The following is a 16,683-nucleotide window of genomic DNA, read 5'->3' on the forward strand; positions in this document are numbered from 1 at the left end:
GGCCCGGGGCGCCTGCCACGTGCGCACTCACCGGCCCACCGCCCGTGCGACCCGGGCAGCGAACAGGGTCCCGGCGCCACCCCGGCCCCCTGACGGGGCACGTTCCGCGGGCCGTCGGATGTTCCCTCTTGTGGGGTCAACTCCCCCGGGCCGCCCCGGGGGTGTGTGCCAAGCTTGGAGGCCGGTGGCCGCGGAGTGCTGGGGAGCACGCACCCGGCCGTCGCACACGAGCACCATACCGTTCGACCACAAGGGGAGACCATGGGACACACGACACGCCGCCTCGCCACCTTCACGGGGCGCGGCTACGACAAAGGCCGCGGGACCCTGCAGTGCGCCGCGTGGGCGCTCGTGGCGGAGCCGCTGCAGCGCTCGGTGCTGTGCCCCCCGCGCGTGCGCACGCGCATCCTGCGCGCGTTCGGGGCGCAGATCGGCGAGGGCACCTTGATCCGCCACGACGTGCGGATCCACTGGCCCTGGAAGCTGAGCGTGGGCGAGAACTCGTGGATCGGCGTCGGCGCGTGGCTGCTGAACCTGGAGCCCGTCACGATCGGCTCGGACGTGTGCATCTCGCAGGGCGCCATGCTGTGCACCGGGAGCCACCGCGCGGACGATCCCGCCTTCGAGTTCGACAACGCCCCCATCACGGTGGCCGACGGCGCGTGGATCGCCCTGCGCGCCACCGTCCTGCGCGGCGTGACCGTGGGCGAGGGTGCCGTGGTGGGCGCCACCGCACTGGTCACCCGTGACGTCCCCGCCGGCGAGCGCGTGCTCGCCCCCGCGGCCGCGAGGGTGTGATCGGCATGCGGATCCTGCAGGTCGTCGCGCTGGTCTCCGGCACCAACGCCTACGGCGGGCCCACCACGGTGGCCCTGAACCAGTGCCGCGCACTGGCCGACGCCGGTCACGAGGTCGTCCTCGCCGCCACCGGCTCCGAGCTGGGCACCCCGCTGCCCACGGAGCACGACGGCGTGCGCACGGCCCTGTTCCCGCCGCACCACGTGCTTCCGGGCGCGGGCTTCGCGGGTCTCACCTCTCCGGCCATGCTCGCGTGGGTGCGCCGGGCGGCCGCGGGCGCGGACGTGGTGCACGTCCACACCGCGCGGGACCTGCTGACGCTGCCGTCCGCGTGGCTCGCGCAGCGTGCGGGCACCCGGACGGTGCTGCAGACCCACGGCATGATCGACCCCTCGGACAATCCCCTTGCGGGCCCGCTCGACGCCCTGCTGACCCGCCGGGTGCTGCGGGACGCCCACCGCATCTTCCACCTGACTCCCCGCGAGGAGCAGGAGGTGGCGCAGGTGGCGCGCGGCCCCGTGAACCTCATGGAGCTGCACAACGGCATGCCGGTCAGTGCTGAGCCGCGCACGGTCCGTGCCGGGCAGGCGTGCCGCGTGCTGTTCCTCGCCCGGTTGCAGCGGCGCAAGCGGCCGCTCGCGTTCGTGGCCGCGGCCCGTGCCCTCGCGGACCGGTACCCGCACGCCACCTTCACCCTGGTGGGCCCGGACGAGGGCCAGGGGGACGCCGTGCGCCGGGCGATCGCGGAGTCCGGCCTCGGGCAGCGCCTCACGTGGGCGGGCCCGGTGGACTCGGCGGGTGCCGCGCAGTGGATGCGCAACTCGGACCTCTACGTCCTGCCGTCCGTGGACGAGCCCTACCCGATGTCGGTCCTGGAGGCGATGTCCAGCGGACTGCCCGTGGTCATTACGGACAGCTGCGGTTTGGCGGACACGGTGCGCCGGACGGGCTCCGGGGTGGTCGTGGACGACTCCCAGCGGGCGCTCGAGGACGCGCTGGGTCAGCTACTGGGCAGTCCTGACCTGCGTGAACGCACCGGCCGCGCCGCACGGGACACCATTGGCCGCGAGTACGGCATGGACGCCGTGGTCTCCCGGCTGCTGAGCGCCTACCGCGACTGAGCACCCGGGACCCGGTGCGCGGGCGTGCAGCCGTCCCCCGTGCGGGGGATCCGGTCCTGGCCGGACGGCCAGGCGCGGACTGTCCACCCAGCCAGCGCAGATGTGGCCGTCGGGCGGTGTCGCCGGGGTGTTCGGGCTTCGTAACGTGGTGACCACCGGATCGGAACCGATCTGATCGGTTCGGGGGTGATCCGGTGCCTGTCACTGATCAACAAGCGCAAAGGAAACACATCATGGACATCTTCTCCCCCATCATCCAGAACCTCGGCAGCATCGCGGGCATCGTGCTCGACTTCCTCAAGGCCTTCGGGATCGCCGGCTGATCGAGAGAACACCTGACACGAGGCAGGGCACCGCTTCGCCCGGTCCGCGCGTTCGGCCCCCACCTTCCGGGTGGGGGCCGAACGCGTTCCACCCTCCGGTGCCCGCGGTCGGTCGAGCGGAGTGCAGACCGGGGCGGTCCCGTATCGACCAGCCGGCCAGTGCCCACGGGCGCGCGGGCGGAGCACGGTCGGTGAGGTCCCAGGTGTCACCGGCGGCCCGGTGCCCGTGGGCGCACGATCGGAGCACGGCGACTGAGGCGCGGTGCGTCGTCGGCGGCGGTCCGCGGTGGGGCGCCACGAGGCCACGGGGTGCGGAGCCCACCCCTTAGGATGATCGGGTGAAGGCCTTACTGCTAGAGAACATTCATGCCGATGCCGCCGACGCCCTGCGCAGCCGCGGCTTCGAGGTGGAGACCCGCAAGGGCGCACTGGACCCGCAGGAGCTCAGCGCGGCGCTGGAGGGCGTGGACCTGCTGGGCATCCGCTCCAAGACCCAGGTCACCCGCGAGGTCCTCGAAGCCCACCCGCAGCTGCAGGCCGTGGGCGCGTTCTGCATCGGCACCAACCAGATCGATCTCACCGCCGCCACGGACACCGCCACGGCCGTGTTCAACGCACCCTTCTCCAACACCCGCTCCGTGGTGGAGCTCGCGCTCGGGGAGATCATCGCCCTGGCCCGCCACCTCACGGACAAGAACGCCGCGATGCACCGGGGCGAGTGGGACAAGTCCGCCGCGGGCTCCCACGAGGTCCGCGGGCGCACGCTCGGCATCGTGGGCTACGGCAACATCGGCAAGCAGCTCTCGGTGGTGGCCGAGGCCTTCGGCATGGACGTGTACTACTACGACATCGTGGACCGCCTGGCCATGGGCAACGCCACCAGGTGCGACTCCCTGGAGCAGCTGCTGAACACGGTGGAGACCGTGACCCTGCACGTGGACGGTCGCGAGTCCAACACCAGCATGTTCGGGCGCGAGCAGTTCCGGCAGATGCGCCCCCGCTCCATCTTCCTCAACCTCTCCCGCGGCCACGTGGTGGACCTCGAGGCCCTGCACGAGGCGCTCGTCTCCGGGCACCTGGCGGGCGCGGGACTGGACGTGTACCCGTCCGAGCCCAAGGCCGCCGGCGAGCCCTTCGAGTCGCGGCTGCAGGGGCTGCCCAACGTGATCCTCACCCCGCACGTGGGCGGCTCCACGGCGGAGGCGCAGGAGAACATCGGCGGTTTCGTCTCCGGGAAGCTGATCGACTACTGCCGCTACGGCACCACGAGCCTGTCGGTGAACTTCCCGGAGGTGCAGCTGGACCCCGAGATCCACGGCACACGCCTGCTGCACATCCACAGCAACGTCCCGGGCGTGCTGGCCCGCGTGAACTCCGTGCTGGGCGAGCACGGGATCAACGTGGACCGGCAGCAGCTGGTGACCAGGGCCCAGATGGGATACCTGGTCACGGACTGCGGCAACGGCGTCACCGCGGACGTCGTGGCGGCCATCAAGGACCTGCCCGAGACCATCCGGGTGGCCACCGTCTCCTGAGCGCGTCCGCCCGCTTCACACGCTGTCACGTCAGGCCCGCACGGCCCGGTGCCCGGGCCGCACGGCAGGTCCTCCCCTAGGCTGGCAGGACCTCTTCCCCACGACGATGTGGAGACCGCCATGAGCCACCCAGCCGTACCCGGAGCGCACCTGAGCAGCCTCGACCCCGATCCGCACCGTGGTGAGGAGGTGAACTTCCAGTCCCCGGGTGAACGGGCCGAGGCCGAGAAACCCCGGACCCGCAGGATCCGTCTGCTGGGCCTGCTGGGCGGTCTCGTCCTCGCCGTGCTCGTCTACTCGCTCATGCCGCAGGACGTACCCCACGGCGCGAGACTCACCGCGGCCACCGCGGTCCTCATGGGCGCGTGGTGGATGACCGAGGCGCTGCCACTGCCCGCCACCGCTCTGATCCCCCTGGTGGTGTTCCCCACGCTGGGCACGGATGTCACGTTCGACAAGGTGGGCGCCTCCTACGGCAACAACATCATCTTCCTGTTCATGGGCGGGTTCCTGCTGGCCCTGGCCATGCAGCGGTGGAACCTGCACCGGCGCATCGCGCTGCTGACCGTGAAGGTCATGGGCACCAAGCCCTCCCAGATGGTCGCCGGGTTCATGGTGGCCACCGGCTTCCTCTCCATGTGGGTGTCCAACACCGCCACGGCCGTCATGATGCTGCCCATCGGCGTGTCCGTCCTGCTGCTCGTGACCAAGATCGGCTCGGGCGAGGGCCAGCAGGGCACCCCGTCCTCCGAGCCCGCGGCGGAGGTGGACCCCCAGGACGACGAGGTCAAGGAGGAGATCGTCAAGTCCAACTTCGGCACCGCACTGATGCTGGGCATCGCGTACGCGGCGTCCATCGGATCCCTGGGCACGATCATCGGCACCCCGCCCAACACGCTCATGGCCGGGTACCTCTCGGACGCGCACGACATCACGATCGGATTCGGGCAGTGGATGCTCGTGGGCGTGCCCCTGGCCGTGGTGCTGCTGGCCCTGTGCTGGCTGCTGCTCACCAAGGTGCTGTTCAAGCCCGAGATCAGCGAGATCCCCGGCGGCAGGGAGCTGATCGGCGAGGAGCTGCACAAGCTCGGGCCCATGTCCTCGGGGGAGAAGCGCGTCCTGACCCTGTTCGTCCTCGCGGCCCTCGCATGGATCCTGGTGCCCGTCCTGTTCGAGGAGCCCGTGATCTCCGACGCCGGGATCGCCATGACCGTGGGCCTGCTGCTGTTCCTGTGCCCCGCGGGCGCAGCCCGGGGTGTGCGGCTGCTGGACTGGGAGTCCGCCGTGAAGCTGCCCTGGGGTGTGCTGCTGCTGTTCGGAGGGGGGCTGGCGCTGTCCGCGCAGTTCTCGGGATCCGGTCTGACCGAGTGGATCGGGCAGAAGGCCCAGGGACTTGGCGGGCTGCCCGTGGTGCTCCTGGTGGTCCTGATGGCCGGCGGCATCCTGCTGCTCACCGAGCTCACGTCCAACACCGCCACCGCCGCCACCTTCCTGCCCGTGGCCGGAGGCGTGGCCATGGGCATCGGCGTGGACCCCATGCTGCTGGCCATCCCGGTGGCCCTGGCCGCCACGTGCGCGTTCATGCTGCCCGTGGCCACCCCGCCCAACGCCATCGCCTTCGGCTCCGGCTACGTGACCGTGAGCCAGATGATCAAAGGTGGGATCGGGCTGAACCTCATCGCGCTCGTGCTGATCACCCTCACCACCATGACCCTGGGCGTGTGGGTCTTCGCTCTGACCTACTGAGGGCGGGTGCGGGCGGGAGGCCCCGGGCACGCGTCCCACCACACGCACGAGCCACATGCACGAGGCCCCGGGCCACCCGCGCGGTGCGGGACCCGGGGCCTCGTGCATCCGGTGCGGCGACTACTTCTTCCTGGCGCCGCGGGCGGTCTTGGCGGACTTGCCCGCCTTCGGGGACTTCACGGACTTCGCGGCGGCCTCCTCGGTGCGGACCCCCGCGTTCTGAAGCTCACCGGAACCGGACTCGATGTGCGAGCGCATGAACCACTGGAACAGTTCCAGGCCCCGGACCTGGCCGATGAGCATGTCCTCGGTGATGGGGTCCACGTCGCTCACGCGCGCCAGGGCCTCGCGGTGGTCCTGGATGACGCCGTCGTACACGAGGTCCAGGGCGGCGAGGTGCTCCACACCGGGCGCGCGGCCCACGCTGTAGTCGTCCCACGTGCGCTCGGCCACGATGGCCCCGGGCAGGCCGGTGGGCGAGACGCCCATGGTGGCCATGCGCTCGGCGAGATCGTCCACGTAGCCGCGGACCTCCTCGATCTGGGGGTCCAGCATCTCGTGCACGGCGATGAAGTTGGGGCCCACCACGTTCCAGTGGGCGTGCTTGAGGGTCAGCTGCAGGTCGTTGAGCGCGTGCAGCCGCTGCTGCAGCAGCTGCCCGACCGCGTGTCCCTGCTCGATGCTCAGACCCGGAACGGTGAAATCGGCATTCTTGGTGGACTTCTTGGCCATGACAACCTCCTGGTGGGGCCGTGGCTCCGGTCCGGAACCTCCGACGACCTGACTTATTGCGATGAATTCAGAATAACAAGGGGACCCCGAACACACCAGGGTCCGCCGCGGACCCGCCTGCGTCCTGGTCCCGCGCCGGATTGGTGATCCAGCTCACGGGTTCTAGGGTGGAGGAAACACCTGAGACCTGGAGTATCGGATGAGCGCCTACCCCCACCTGTTGTCCCCGCTGCGCGTGGGCTCCCTGACCCTGCCGCACCGCGTGATCATGGGCTCCATGCACACCGGTCTGGAGGAGGTCCCGGGCGGTGAGCACGAGCTCGCGCGCTTCTACGTGGAACGCGTGCGCGGCGGCGCGGGTCTGATCGTCACGGGCGGGGTCTCCCCCAATGAGGAGGGAGCCGCGCGCCGCGACGGCGCCCACCTCAGCGCCGAGGAGCAGCTCCCGCCGCACCGCACCGTCACGGACGCCGTCCACGCGGAGGGCGGACTGATCGCCCTGCAGCTGATGCACAGCGGCCGGTACGCGATGCACGAGGACGCCGTGGCGCCGTCGCCCATCCGCGCCCCCATCAACAGGGTGACCCCGCGGGAGCTCAGCACCGAGGACGTGCAGCGCACGGTCGAGGACTTCGCGCGCGCGGCGGCGCTCGCGCAGCAGGCCGGGTACGACGGCGTGGAGATCATGGGCTCCGAGGGCTACCTGATCAACGAGTTCCTGGTGGCGCACACGAACCGGCGCACGGACCGCTGGGGCGGGAGCGACGCCGCCCGCCGGCGCTTCGCGGTGGAGATCGTGCGCCGCGTGCGCGAGGCCACCGGCCCGGACTTCCTCGTCATGTATCGCCTCTCCGCCCTGGACCTGGTGCCGGACGCCCAGGAGTTCGAGCAGGTCCTGGAGCTGGGGCGGGAGATCGAGGCCGCGGGGGCGTCGATCATCAACACGGGCATCGGCTGGCACGAGGCCCGGATCCCCACGATCGCCACGAGCGTGCCGCCCGCGGCGTTCACGTGGGTGAGCCGGGCGCTGCGCGAGCACCTGAGCGTGCCCGTGGCCGCGGTGAACCGCATGAACACGCCCGAGATCGGGGAGGCCGTGATCGAACGCGGGGACGCGGACCTCGTGTGCCTGGCCCGGCCGTTCCTCGCGGATCCACAGTTCGTGGCCAAGGCCCGGGCGCAGCGCGCGGACGAGATCAACACGTGCATCGCGTGCAACCAGGCCTGCCTGGACCACACCTTCTCCGGCAAGCGGATGTCCTGCCTGGTCAACCCGCGGGCTATGCGCGAGGACGAGCTGGTGCTGGGACCCACCCGCACCGCCGAGCGGATCGCCGTGGTGGGCGCCGGCCCCGCGGGTCTCGCGTTCGCCGAGGCCGCCGCGCAGCGCGGTCACCGTGTGACCCTCTTCGAGGAGCACGGCGAGATCGGCGGCCAGTTCCAGCTGGCCCTGCGCATCCCGGGCAAGGAGGACTACGCCCACACCATCCGCTACTTCCGCACGCGCCTGGCCGAGCTGGGGGTCACCGTCCACACGGGGCGCACCGCCACGGCCGCGGATCTCGAGTTCGCCGACCGGGTGGTGGTCGCCACCGGCGTGACCCCGCGCGTCCCCGGGATCCCGGGCGAGGACGGACCCACCGTGCTCGGCTACCGGGAGGTCCTCGCGGGAGCGCCCGTGGGCGAGCGGGTGGCGGTGGTCGGCGGCGGCGGCATCGGTTTCGACGTCGCCCACTTCCTCACCCACAACCCCGCATCGGACTTCTACCGCGGGTGGGGCGTGGACCGCTCCCTCGCGGCCCGCGGCGGCCTGCTGCGTCCCGAACCCGCCGCGCCGCTGCGTCGTGTCACGGTGCTGCAGCGCACCGCGGGCAAGCCCGGCGCCCGGCTGGGCACCACCACGGGGTGGATCCACCGCGCGGAGCTGCGCATGGCGGACGTGGACTTCGTGACCGGTGTGGAGTACCAGCGCATCGACGAGCACGGCGTCCACGTCCTGGTCCCGGACACGGACCCGCACGTGGCCGCGCCCGCCCCGGGTGCGGACGGGACCCGTTCCACGGGCACCGCGGCGCCGCGCGCGGACCGCGCGAACGGCACCGGGAGCGCACCCGCCGCGTCCGGCACGGACACGGCGGTGGCCACCGCACCCGCTCGCGTAGAACTGCTCGTGCCCGCGGACACCGTGGTGCTGTGCGCCGGTCAGGAGCCCCGCGCGGACCTCGTGCCGCAGCTGCCCGCGGACCGCCCCGTGCACGTGGTGGGCGGCGCCCACGTGGCCGCGGAGCTGGACGCCAAGCGCGCCATCAAGGAGGCCGTGGAGCTCGCCGCGTCCCTGCCGTGACGGCCGGGAGCACGCGCCCTGCGCCCGGTGGGCACGCCGGGGCGCACCCCCGCCGGTGCTGCACCTGCGGGACGCGGCGTCGGCGGCGCTGTCACCACCCGCCCAGTCTGGCCGGATACTATGCAGGGAACTGTCCACGACCGCGTGCCGCACCGCTCCCCCTGCGGTGGCGCGCAACGCACCGCCACGGGCTGGCCGAGAAAGGAGGCGGGATGGGTTTCTGGACCGGACTGGAGAACGGGATCGAGAAGGCGGTCCGCACCGCCTTCACCGCGGGATCGCGCAAGCGGGTGGAGGCCGTGGAGATCGCGAGCGCGCTGCGCCGCGAACTGGACCAGGAGTCCTTCACCGTCTCCGGCGGCCGCACCATGGCGCCCAACGTCTTCACGGTGGAGTTCTCGGACGACGACTTCCCCCGGGCCCAGGAATGGGGCGTCCAGCTCGCGGAGGAGCTGTGCGACGTGGTCATCCGCCACGCCCGCTCCCAGGCGTACACGCTCCAGGGTGCGGTGCGGGTGAGTTTCACCCGCCGTTCCGAGCTCGAGTCCGGCGAGTTCGAGATCGTGTCCTCGTTCGAGCGCACGAGCACCCCGCAGCCCCCGGCGGATGCCGGAACGTCCGCGCGGGCCCCGCAGCCCCCGGCGCCCGCACCCCACGCGCAACGCCGTGGGACGCCCCCGCAGACCGCCCCCGCATCCCGGCCGGTGGATCCCCTGCCGCGGGTGCCGGTGATCGAGGTGGGATCCGAGCGGTTCTCCCTGAACGCGGACAGCGTGAGCGTGGGCCGCTCCGCGCAGGCGGACATCACCGTGGAGGACACGGGAGTCTCCCGCAAGCACCTCGAGATCCGCCGCCAGGGGGAGAACTTCCTGGCCGTGGACCTCGGCTCCACCAACGGCTCCTACGTGGACGGCCAGAAGATCCAGGGGCGGGCTCAGCTCGTGGACGGCTCCGTGATCACCATGGGACGCACCAGGCTGGTCTTCCGGCTCCTGGTCCCGAAGGAGAGGCGCTGACGTGTCCGAACTGACCGTGACCCTGCTGCGCTTCGGCTTCCTCGCGCTGCTGTGGATCTTCATCGCCGCCGTGGTCCTGTCCCAGGCGCGTGACCTGACCGTGAGCGGCAAGGCCCGCAGCGCGTCCCGGGGGCGCACCCGGGCCGCGGTGGCCGCGGACGAGCCCGAGCGCCGTCGCCCCGAGCCCGCGCCGCAGCCGCAGCAGGCCACCCCCGTGACCGGCGGCTCACGGCACCGCCCGCAGCAGCTCGTGGTGCTCGAGGGACCGCTGGCCGGCAGCAGCTACCAGCTCGGGGCGGCCCCCGTGCTGCTCGGGCGCTCCACCGAGGCCACGGTGCCGCTCGAGGACGACTACGCCTCGGGCCGCCACGCCCGGCTGTTCCCCCAGGGTTCGCGCTGGTTCCTGGAGGACCTCGGGTCCACCAACGGCACGTTCGTCCAAGGCCAGAAGCTCTCCCGGGCCGCCGCCGTGGAACCGGGCGTCCAGTTCCGGGTGGGCCGCACCGTGATGGAACTGAGGCCGTAACCCCATGCCCATCGCCTTCCGCTACGCCGCGCGATCCGACGTGGGTCGCGTCCGCTCCAAGAACGACGACTCCGCCTACGCGGGGCGCTACCTGGCCGTCGTCGCCGACGGCATGGGCGGGCACGTGGGCGGCGACGTCGCCTCCGCGTCCGCGGTGATCGACCTCACCCACCTGGACCACGCGGGGCACGACGGCGACGCCGAGACCGTGCTCGCGGACGAGATCCAGAACGCCAACCAGAACCTCTCGAAGCTCGTGCAGTCCAATCCCCGCCTGGGCGGGATGGGAACCACCGTGACCTCCCTGCTGGTGGACGGGGACGAGATCTCGGTGGCGCACATCGGCGACTCCCGTGCCTACCGGCTCTCCGAGGCGGAGGGCTTCCACCAGGTGACCACGGACCACACGTTCGTGCAGCGGCTCATCGACGAGGGCAGGCTCCGGCCCGAGGAGGCCGAGACCCACCCCCACAAGAACGTGCTCATGCGCGTGCTGGGTGACGTGGACGCCTCTCCCGAGCTCGAGGTCCGCACGGTGCGTCCCGCCGTGGGCGAGCGCTGGCTGCTGTGCTCGGACGGTCTCAACGCCGTGGTGAACGCGCAGACCATCGAGAACGTGATGCGCTCCACGGGGGACCTCAACCAGATCGTGAACTCCCTGGTGGAGCTGACCCTGGACCGGGGCGCGCCGGACAACGTGACCGTGGTGGTCGTGCAGGTGGACGAGATCCCGGACGGCGGCGGCGCGCACCCCATGACCGGCGAGGGCCAGGGCGCGGTTCCGGACGAGTCCCGCACCTCGGACGAGCAGCTGCGCGCAGAGCCCTTCGAGGACCACTGGGACGGCCCCATGGACTCCCCCGTGGCCGGCGGCGGGCGCGACTACCGCGAACCCGGACGCCAGGAGAGCCCCGGCGCCCCCGAGCGGTCCTCCGCGTCCGTGCTGCGCCGGGACCTCTCCGAGCGGCCCCACCTGCTGGTGGGCGCCGCGGCGAACGCCACGCAGACCGGTCGCATCCCCACGGTCTCCGATTCCGCGATCCAGCGCCGGGCCACGATGCTCGCCACCCCCACCCTGGACGTCACCACGGACCCCGCGGAGGTCCGCAGCCTGCTGCGGGGCAGCAGCGAGGACCCGGCCCCGGGGACCAGGCGGCGCCGCGCGGTGTGGATCGCGGGCGTCGTCGTCCTGGCCGCGGCCCTGCTGCTGGGCGGGTGGGGCGCCCGTGCGTGGACGTCCTCGCAGTACTACGTGGGCGAGGACCACGGGAAGGTGGCCGTGTACCAGGGTGTCTCGCAGTCCCTGGGGCCCCTCTCCCTGAGCGAGCTGGACGCCACCACGGACATCCCCGTGGACTCCCTGTCCCAGTACGCGCAGGAGCGCGTGCGCGCCACGATCCCCGCGGGCAGCCGCGACGAGGCCGAGAAGATCGTGGCGGACCTCAAGACCTCGCGCGGCTCCGAGCCCCGACCCACGGGCCGCGTGACCGTGACCACACCCACTCCGGACCCGTCCGGCTCCGTCTCGCCGAGTCCGAGGACGTCCTCCGGGTCCGCGGCACGCACGGGGGGTGGGAACTGATGAGCTCCGTCCTCGAGAACACCCCGGCGCGCTCCCCCGAGCCCGCCGTGCGCCCCAGACCCCGGCGCGTCACCGAGCTGCTGCTCCTGGTGCTCGCCCTGGCCATCGGGGTGGGTGCGAACATCCTGGTGGACCCCGAGCAGCTGGCCAAGGACCCGGGGCACATCGTCCTGAGCGGTTCCGTGCTGGGCATCGGTGCGCTGCTGGTGCACGTGGTGCTATGGATCCGCGCCCGCTACGCGGACCCCTACCTGCTGCCGCTGGCCGTGACGCTGAACGGGCTGGGTCTGGCGATGATCCACCGCATCGACCTCTCCACCGGGCAGACCGCCGCGAACACCCAGGTGGTCTGGACCGCCGTGGCCATGCTCGTGTGCTGCGTGGTGCTGTGGTTCCTCAAGGACCACCGGCGGCTGCGCAACGTCACCTACATCATGCTGGTGGTCTCCGCGCTGCTCCTGGTGCTGCCCATGGTCCCGGGGCTCGGCGTGGAGATCAACGGCGCCCGGCTGTGGATCTCCGTGGCCGGACGCACCTTCCAGCCCGGTGAGATCGCGAAGATCACGCTGGCCGTCTTCTTCGCCGGCTACCTCTCCACCAACCGCGACCTGATCCTGCTGGCCGGACGGAAGATCGGCCCCGTGCGGCTGCCCCGCTTCCGGGACGTCGCCCCCATGCTCGCGGCGTGGGCCATCGCGATCGGCGTGCTGGTGCTGCAGAAGGACATGGGCACCGCCATCATGTTCTTCGGCCTGTTCCTGGCCATGATCTACCTGGCCACCGGCCGCCTGGGCTGGATCGTGCTGGGCGTGGTGCTCATGGCGGTGGGCGGCTTCGCGGCCAGCCGCGTGTTCTCCCACGTGGCCCTGCGCCTGGACGCGTGGCTGGACGCCTTCAACCCGGAGGTCTACGACCGCTCCCCGGGCGGCTCCGCGCAGATCGTGCAGGGGCTGTTCGGGCTCGCCTCCGGCGGGCTCTTCGGCAAGGGACTCGGGCAGGGCCGCCCGGACCTCGTCTCCTACTCCAACTCGGACATGATCATCACGGCCTTCGGCGAGGAGCTCGGCCTGCTCGGGCTCGGTGCCATCCTCGTCATGTTCCTGATCTTCGCCACGCGCGGTCTGCGCGCGGCACTGGGCACCCGCGACGCGTTCGGCAAGCTGCTGGCCGCCGGGCTGTCCGCCCTGATGGTGCTGCAGCTGCTCGTCGTGATCGGCGGTGTCACCCGGCTGCTGCCGCTGACCGGTCTGACCACCCCGTTCATGTCCGCCGGCGGATCCTCGCTGCTGTCCAACTGGATCATCGTGGCCATCCTGCTGGCCATCTCCCACGGCGCCCGCCGCCCGGTGGTCACCGGGCCCGCCACCGACGAGGACCTCGCGTCCTTCGAGCGTCGCCGCCGGGCCCGCGAGGAGCAGCGCGCCCGGGACCGCGGGCCGGTGGCCGCCGGGGCCGCGGACCGCGAGCCCCTCACGGAGCCCACGCGTGCCACGGCGCTGACGTCCTCGGGCGCGCCCCACGACGCCGCGGAACCGGACTTCCCGGACTCGGGTTCCGCCACGGAGGCCATGTCCCGCATCACGGAGCGCTCGAGCGGCTCCACCGCTCCCGGGCGCCACGGCGCCGGGGGGCCCGGCAGCGCGGCGCCCCGGGCGACGTCGCCCGCGGCCACCGGCGACGAGCCCACCCGGGGCGCGGCCGAGCAGGAAGGAGGGACCCCGTGAACAAGGCGATCCGCAGGATGTGGCTGATGGTCGTGGCCATCGTGACCGTGCTGCTGCTGACCCTGACCTACGTGCAGTTCTTCGCGGCCGACGCCCTCCAGGCCAACCCGTGGAACAACCGCACCCTGTACGAGCAGTTCGGGCAGGACCGCGGCTCGATCCTGGTGGGCGGCAAGGAGATCGCCAAGTCCGTCCCCGCGGACGACGACTTCGAGAACCAGCGGATCTACTCCGACTCCCCGCTGTACTCGGACCTCACCGGGTACTTCTCCCTGGTGTACGGCGCCACCGGGCTGGAGTCCGCCATGGGCGACGAGCTCTCCGGCGCCTCCGACGACCAGTTCTACGACCGCGTGATGTCCCTGTTCTCCGGGGACCAGCCCAAGGGCGCCTCCGTGGAGCTGACCCTGGACCCCGAGCTGCAGCAGGTGGCGTACGACGCCCTGGGCGGGCACAACGGCTCGATCGTGGCCGTGGACCCCCGGACGGGTGAGGTCAAGGCCATGGTCTCCCGCAAGAGCTACGACGCGAACACCATGTCCTCCCACGACACGGACAAGGTGGTGGCCGCCGCCAAGGACCTCAACTCGGATCCGGACAAGCCGCTCGTGAACCGCGCGATCGGAGGGGACCTCTACGCGCCCGGTTCCACGTTCAAACTCATCGACACCGTGGCGGCCCTGGAGTCCGGCAAGTACACCACGGACTCCACGCTGGACAACCCCGGCGAGCTGCCCCTGCCGGACACGAACGTGACCCTGCCGAACTACCGGCAGGGCGGCTGCTCGGCCCGCACGCGGGTGAACCTGCAGTTCGCCCTGGAGCAGTCCTGCAACACGCCGTTCGCGCAGATCGCCATGGACCTGGGCCAGGACAGGCTCCGCCAGACCGCACAGAACTTCGGGTACGGCCAGGAACTGAGCCTGCCCCTGCAGGTCACCCCGTCCGTGTTCCCCGAGGACATGAACCAGGCGCAGGTGGCGCTGTCCTCCATCGGCCAGTACGACGTCCGCACCACCCCGCTGCAGGTGGCCATGGCCTCCGCTGCCATCGCCAACGACGGTGTGATGATGAAGCCCAGCCTGGTCAAGAACGTCCGCTCCTCCGACCTCTCGGTGATCGACCAGTTCAAGGCCGAGCAGCTGCGCCGCTCCACGGACGCCGAGACCGCACACACCGTCAAGGACCTGATGACCTCCGTGGTGGACAACGGCATCGCCTCCGGTGCCGCCGTTCCCGGGGTGAAGGTGGCCGGCAAGACGGGCACGGCGGAGATCGGCAAGGACGGATTGAATGATTCGTGGTTCACTGGATTCGCGCCCGCCGATGACCCCCAGTTGGCAGTGGCAGTAGTCGTCGAGGACGTGGACGTCACCACAGGGTCCTCCCTGACCAGCCCCAGCGCACGGCAACTCTTCGAGGCGGTGTTGAACAAGTGAGACCATCGTCGAACACCATCCTGGGCGGTCGTTACGCGCTCACGGAACGAATTGCCATTGGCGGCATGGGCGAGGTGTGGAAGGCCAAGGACCAGGTCCTGGGCCGCATCGTGGCCGTGAAGATCCTCAAGGACGAGTACAACGGGGACCCCACGTTCCTGCAGCGCTTCCGGGCGGAGGCCCGCCACACGGCGCTGCTGAACCACCCGGGTGTGGCCAACGTCTTCGACTACGGCGAGGACGAGGGTTCCGCGTTCCTCGTCATGGAACTTGTCCCCGGCGAGCCGCTGTCCAACATCATCGACCGGCAGAAGTCGCTGGACCCTGACACGGTCCTCAACTACATCGGTCAGACCGCTCGCGCGCTGGCCGCCGCCCACGCCCAGGGTCTCGTGCACCGGGACGTGAAGCCCGGGAACCTGATCATCACCCCGGACAACCGCGTGAAGGTCACGGACTTCGGGATCGCCCGGCTCGCGGACCAGGTGCCGCTGACGGCCACGGGCCAGGTCATGGGCACCGCCCAGTACCTCGCGCCCGAGCAGGCCACCGGCCAGACCGCCACGGGTCCCTCGGACATCTACTCGCTGGGAATCATCGGCTACGAGCTGCTCGCGGGGCGGCGTCCCTTCACCGGGGAGTCGCAGATCGCGATCGCCCTGGCGCAGGTCAACGACAACCCTCCGCCGCTGCCGGACTCCATCCCGGAACCGGTGCGCGCGCTCATCATGTCCATGCTCGCCAAGGACCCGGAGGACCGCCCGGAGAACGCGGGCAAGCTCGCCAACGCCGTGGACGCGCTGCGCCGCGGCGACGTGCGCTCCGCCGTGGCCATGGTGCCGGGGATGGCGCCGTTCCTCTCCGAGAGCTACTCCGACGACGACCAGCCCACCGAGGCCATGGCGCCGGTCCCCGGACCGAGCACCCGGGCGCTGTCCGGCACGGCGGCGTCGTCCACCGTGGGCACGGGTTCCGCCGCGGCCGCCGCGCGCCCGGACCCCCGGTACAGCGCCCACCCCTCCACCGCCCAGTTCGACGCCGTGGACCAGACCCGGCGCTCGAGCGGTTCGTCCCCCGGCGGGCGAGAGAAGCGCTCGGTGTGGGCCTGGCTGCTGCCGCTGCTGGCGCTGCTCGTGGTCCTTCTGCTGGCCGGGGTGTGGTTCTTCTCCACCCGGGACTCCTCGGACGCCCCGGCTCCGGGCACGGTCACGTCCTCCACGGTGAGCCCCACCAGGGCGAACACCGTCGCCCTGCCCCGCAAGACCGTGGGACGCAACGCGGAGCAGGTCTCCGACGAGATCGTGGCGCTGGGCGTGAACGTGGACAAGCGGCTGCAGCAGGGCACGGGACAGCCGGACAACACCGTGGTCGCCTCGGATCCCGAGGGCGGGGCCACGGTGGAGATCGGCTCGACCGTGGTCCTCACCGTGGCGTGGACCCCCGGCTCCGATGCCGGCCAGGGCGCGGTCCCGAGCGGTGACGCCGCGTCGTCGGCGCCTTCGAGGACCGAGCCCGCCCAGGAGCAGACGCCCTCGGCGCCGGCGCAGAGCGCGGTCCCCTCCGCCCCCGCGGCCCCGAGCGGGGGGAACGACAACGCGGACTCCGGCGGCGCGGGCGACGGCGCCGGCAACGGTGCCGCCCCGACCGCGGCCCCCTCCGCCGGTACGGTGGAGGACACCACGACCGGCGTGCAGGCCGGTGCGACCCCCGGGGCCGGCACCTCCGTGCAGGACACGGGGGTCGTGGCGAACCCCGGAGCAACCGGTGGCGCGACCAGCGGCACGGGCGGGTAGGGAC

General features: G+C 71.8%; 12 protein-coding genes. 11 read left to right on the forward strand and 1 reads right to left on the reverse strand.

The features are described 5' to 3' along the window. The first annotated feature begins 261 nt into the window (after positions 1 to 261). The 4 genes from C1C97_RS11905 (at position 262) to C1C97_RS11920 (ending at position 5,523) form a co-directional block, all read left to right on the forward strand. On the forward strand, positions 262 to 798 hold the full coding sequence (locus C1C97_RS11905; protein WP_110920354.1) for an LbetaH domain-containing protein: 537 nt from the start codon (positions 262 to 264) through the stop codon (positions 796 to 798). A gap of 5 nt (positions 799 to 803) precedes the next feature. Then, entirely contained in the window at positions 804 to 1,919 is a 1,116-nt protein-coding gene (locus C1C97_RS11910) for a glycosyltransferase (RefSeq protein WP_121032089.1), read from the forward strand. A gap of 661 nt (positions 1,920 to 2,580) precedes the next feature. Further along, positions 2,581 to 3,777: a phosphoglycerate dehydrogenase gene (gene serA / locus C1C97_RS11915; protein ID WP_121032050.1), complete on the forward strand. Its 1,197-nt coding sequence runs from the start codon at positions 2,581 to 2,583 to the stop codon at positions 3,775 to 3,777. Between the two features lie 120 nt (positions 3,778 to 3,897). Next, complete coding sequence (locus C1C97_RS11920; protein WP_121032091.1) at positions 3,898 to 5,523, forward strand: SLC13 family permease; 1,626 nt, start codon at positions 3,898 to 3,900, stop codon at positions 5,521 to 5,523. Between the two features lie 120 nt (positions 5,524 to 5,643). On the opposite strand, the gene C1C97_RS11925 is transcribed toward C1C97_RS11920, so the two are convergent. Next, a complete protein-coding gene (locus C1C97_RS11925; protein ID WP_110920351.1) occupies positions 5,644 to 6,255 on the reverse strand; it encodes a Dps family protein in 612 nt (203 codons plus the stop codon). Between the two features lie 199 nt (positions 6,256 to 6,454). On the opposite strand from C1C97_RS11925, the gene C1C97_RS11930 reads away from it, so the two are divergent. From C1C97_RS11930 to C1C97_RS11960, 7 genes are all read left to right on the forward strand, one after another. Further along, entirely contained in the window at positions 6,455 to 8,599 is a 2,145-nt protein-coding gene (locus C1C97_RS11930; RefSeq protein WP_110920350.1) for an NADPH-dependent 2,4-dienoyl-CoA reductase, read from the forward strand. Positions 8,600 to 8,811: 212 nt separating this feature from the next. Further along, on the forward strand, positions 8,812 to 9,615 hold the full coding sequence (locus C1C97_RS11935) for an FhaA domain-containing protein (protein ID WP_121032051.1): 804 nt from the start codon (positions 8,812 to 8,814) through the stop codon (positions 9,613 to 9,615). A 1-nt stretch (position 9,616) separates the two neighbouring features. Further along, the gene (locus C1C97_RS11940; RefSeq protein WP_121032053.1) at positions 9,617 to 10,141 is read left to right on the forward strand and encodes an FHA domain-containing protein FhaB/FipA; all 525 of its coding nucleotides are present in this window, start codon (positions 9,617 to 9,619) and stop codon (positions 10,139 to 10,141) included. A 4-nt stretch (positions 10,142 to 10,145) separates the two neighbouring features. Then, on the forward strand, positions 10,146 to 11,723 hold the full coding sequence (locus tag C1C97_RS11945) for a PP2C family protein-serine/threonine phosphatase (protein ID WP_110919971.1): 1,578 nt from the start codon (positions 10,146 to 10,148) through the stop codon (positions 11,721 to 11,723). Beyond that, positions 11,723 to 13,447 (forward strand): FtsW/RodA/SpoVE family cell cycle protein, encoded by a 1,725-nt coding sequence (locus C1C97_RS11950; RefSeq protein ID WP_121032055.1) that lies wholly within the window; start codon positions 11,723 to 11,725, stop codon positions 13,445 to 13,447. Before C1C97_RS11945 ends, C1C97_RS11950 begins: the two co-directional genes overlap by 1 nt. Further along, positions 13,444 to 14,886: a peptidoglycan D,D-transpeptidase FtsI family protein gene (locus tag C1C97_RS11955; protein WP_110919973.1), complete on the forward strand. Its 1,443-nt coding sequence runs from the start codon at positions 13,444 to 13,446 to the stop codon at positions 14,884 to 14,886. The genes C1C97_RS11950 and C1C97_RS11955 overlap by 4 nt, the downstream gene beginning before the upstream one ends. Then, a complete protein-coding gene (locus tag C1C97_RS11960) occupies positions 14,883 to 16,679 on the forward strand; it encodes a serine/threonine-protein kinase (RefSeq protein ID WP_110919974.1) in 1,797 nt (598 codons plus the stop codon). Before C1C97_RS11955 ends, C1C97_RS11960 begins: the two co-directional genes overlap by 4 nt. Positions 16,680 to 16,683 lie beyond the last annotated feature (4 nt).

The sequence above is a fragment of the Kocuria tytonis genome (assembly GCF_003226895.2).
Lineage (GTDB): Bacteria > Actinomycetota > Actinomycetes > Actinomycetales > Micrococcaceae > Kocuria > Kocuria tytonis.

Coding starts and splice junctions, on each gene's coding strand:
- C1C97_RS11905 (WP_110920354.1), top strand. CDS start 262: ATGGGACACACGACACGCCGCCTCGCCACCTTCACGGGGCGCGGCTAC.
- C1C97_RS11910 (WP_121032089.1), top strand. CDS start 804: ATGCGGATCCTGCAGGTCGTCGCGCTGGTCTCCGGCACCAACGCCTAC.
- C1C97_RS11920 (WP_121032091.1), top strand. CDS start 3,898: ATGAGCCACCCAGCCGTACCCGGAGCGCACCTGAGCAGCCTCGACCCC.
- C1C97_RS11925 (WP_110920351.1), bottom strand. CDS start 6,255: ATGGCCAAGAAGTCCACCAAGAATGCCGATTTCACCGTTCCGGGTCTG.
- C1C97_RS11930 (WP_110920350.1), top strand. CDS start 6,455: ATGAGCGCCTACCCCCACCTGTTGTCCCCGCTGCGCGTGGGCTCCCTG.
- C1C97_RS11935 (WP_121032051.1), top strand. CDS start 8,812: ATGGGTTTCTGGACCGGACTGGAGAACGGGATCGAGAAGGCGGTCCGC.
- C1C97_RS11945 (WP_110919971.1), top strand. CDS start 10,146: ATGCCCATCGCCTTCCGCTACGCCGCGCGATCCGACGTGGGTCGCGTC.
- C1C97_RS11950 (WP_121032055.1), top strand. CDS start 11,723: ATGAGCTCCGTCCTCGAGAACACCCCGGCGCGCTCCCCCGAGCCCGCC.